The organism is Bacillus sp. AY2-1, from assembly GCF_008368965.1.
Classification (GTDB): Bacteria; Bacillota; Bacilli; order Bacillales; family Bacillaceae_G; genus Bacillus_A; species Bacillus_A thuringiensis_S.
The window spans coordinates 1-2,173 of record NZ_QPEL01000232.1; the positions used below are offsets into that span (position 1 = coordinate 1).

Here is a 2,173-nt window from a genome sequence, read left to right on the forward strand (position 1 = left end):
TTTTTGTGTTTATTTTTATTGTTTGAAATATAAAGGTAAGAATTACCTTTTGTGAAAATATAATCGAGATGTAAAAAGAATATTTGTAATCTTACATAACCTTTTGTGTTTTTAAAGGATTTTACATAAGAAAAAATCTATAATTAAGGTAGTTAACATATATTTTTGATGGGTGTGGGGGATTATGAAAGAAATATGCATGTTATTAGTGGCTGTTATATTATGGGGGACAGCTATTGCACCAACAAAATGGGTGTTAGAATCTATTCAGCCGTTTACTTTGTTGTTTATTCGTCTTTTCTTTGCAGGTGGAATTTGTATGCTATTTTCATTTAAGCAACTACAAAAATCAGTTGTACATAAAAAAGTTCCATGGCAAAGAATGAGTTTGTTAGCCTTTACCGGTGTAGCTGGGTATTTTATGTTCACATCGTATGGTATTTCTTTAACAAGTGGATTACATGTTAGTATCATAGATGCTGCATTACCATTAGTTACAATTCTTTTTTCAGCATTCTTCTTGAAAGAGAAAATTCGATTGAATTATTGGATAGGGATTATATTGGGTGCTATAGGAGTACTCTTTATTACGATTCCATCTAAAAGTGCTGATCAAGAAGTGTCTTTAATAGGAGATATACTGATATTATTAAGTACTTTTCTATTTGCTTTCTACACGGTTTTGCTAAAACGACCAAAACAAGAACAGTATTTATCAAACGAGGTTTTTACAACATTAACTTTAATTATCGGAGCTGTTATTCTATTACCGTTTGCACTGGTAGAAATTCTTTATTACGGTTTACCAAAGATTGAAACTTGGAAAACGGGACTTAGTGTAATATACCTTGTTATTGGAGCAACAATTTTAGCATATTGGTTTTGGAATAAAGCGCTAGAGAGAGTTTCAGCATCAGTAAGCGGATTATATTTAAATGCATTACCATTAATAAGTATCGCTACTTCAATTATTCTATTAAATGAGTCTCTGACATGGAGGGTAATAATGGGAGCGAGTTTAGTTTTAATCGGAGTAGGATGGGCGGATAAGCAAAAGTTATGTAATCTATTAAAAGGTAATAAGGTGGAGAATAGAGACTGTTAAACAGTATGATTTATATAATTGAAATGTTAAAAAGATACCTTATATATGAGGTATCTTTTTTATTTAGCAAAGATAATAGACTAAAATTAGTATGGATATTCTTTGCTGTATTTATATGTGTCGAAATCATTTTGAAATATTGTTTGAACAAGTTGTATACATTCAGTATCATAAAAGCTTTCAAAAGTTGGATGACGGGGAAATAAAGGATCAGTAATATCAGCTTCGCTAAAATTCCCTTTATAAATCATGGCGGAAGTTTGATGATGCCATGATGTTGAGAACTCATTTATTGGTGCGGTTTTTAATTCGAAACGCTTTTCTAATTCTTTCATTTCCTGATCGAAGTTTTCTAAGTATATATAATTGGTCACATATTCTTCTTCACCAGCTATATATTGTTGTGTGAAATGTGGGTTAATATCACTTGCGTGAGCCCCTTTCATAAATAGATAGTATAAAAATTGTTTGAATGAGATCCCTTTGGGGGAATTTTCATCTTGATATAAAAACTTTCGGATGGGTTTCCATTCCGGATTTTCCATATAAGGAGGTCCAATTAAGGACACGAAAGAACTGACTGCTCTCCTATAAGGGTTACGAACAAGTTTAAACGTTTCTTTTTGTTTTTCTCGTAACGCTACACCTAGTCGTACACTATAGGCAGGTGTACTTTTGTATATATCGTATTCAAAATTATGAATGAAAGGACTATAACTTAGAGCTGTTTGCAATAAATCAATCTGGTAAAAGAACCAATTGGCAAGAGAAGTGCAACCGCTTTTTTGACTCCAAAATAGAATGATGGGAAACTTCCTATGATAGTGTGGGCTTCTTGAATGGGCGCTTATGGTGTTTAATAAATAAGGATTGAACAAGTTCTACACTCCTTTCACTTGTTTTACTGATATGTATGAGGAATAAAGAGGTGGTATGAGAGTCTTTTTCATCTTTTTTTAAAAAATGAAAGATTAATATTGACTATTAGTATATAGAGGTGTAATATAGAACAAGTCGCCGATGACAATAACGTCGCAAGCGACAAACAAAATGAAAAACTTAGTTGAC

The 2,173-nt window shown here is 31.9% G+C and carries 2 protein-coding genes; one reads left to right on the forward strand and one right to left on the reverse strand.

Annotated elements, in window-relative coordinates:
* Window positions 1-184 precede the first annotated feature (184 nt).
* A complete protein-coding gene (locus DN403_RS29430; RefSeq protein ID WP_000658295.1) occupies window positions 185-1,105 on the forward strand; it encodes a DMT family transporter in 921 nt (306 codons plus the stop codon).
* 86 nt (window positions 1,106-1,191) lie between these two features.
* On the opposite strand, the gene DN403_RS29435 is transcribed toward DN403_RS29430, so the two are convergent.
* The gene (locus DN403_RS29435; RefSeq protein ID WP_000483045.1) at window positions 1,192-1,983 is read right to left on the reverse strand and encodes a sulfotransferase family 2 domain-containing protein; all 792 of its coding nucleotides are present in this window, start codon (window positions 1,981-1,983) and stop codon (window positions 1,192-1,194) included.
* Window positions 1,984-2,173: the final 190 nt, after the last annotated feature.

Excerpts from the sequence above, each read along its gene's own strand:
- DN403_RS29430 (WP_000658295.1), top strand. The coding sequence starts at position 185 with ATGAAAGAAATATGCATGTTATTAGTGGCTGTTATATTATGGGGGACA.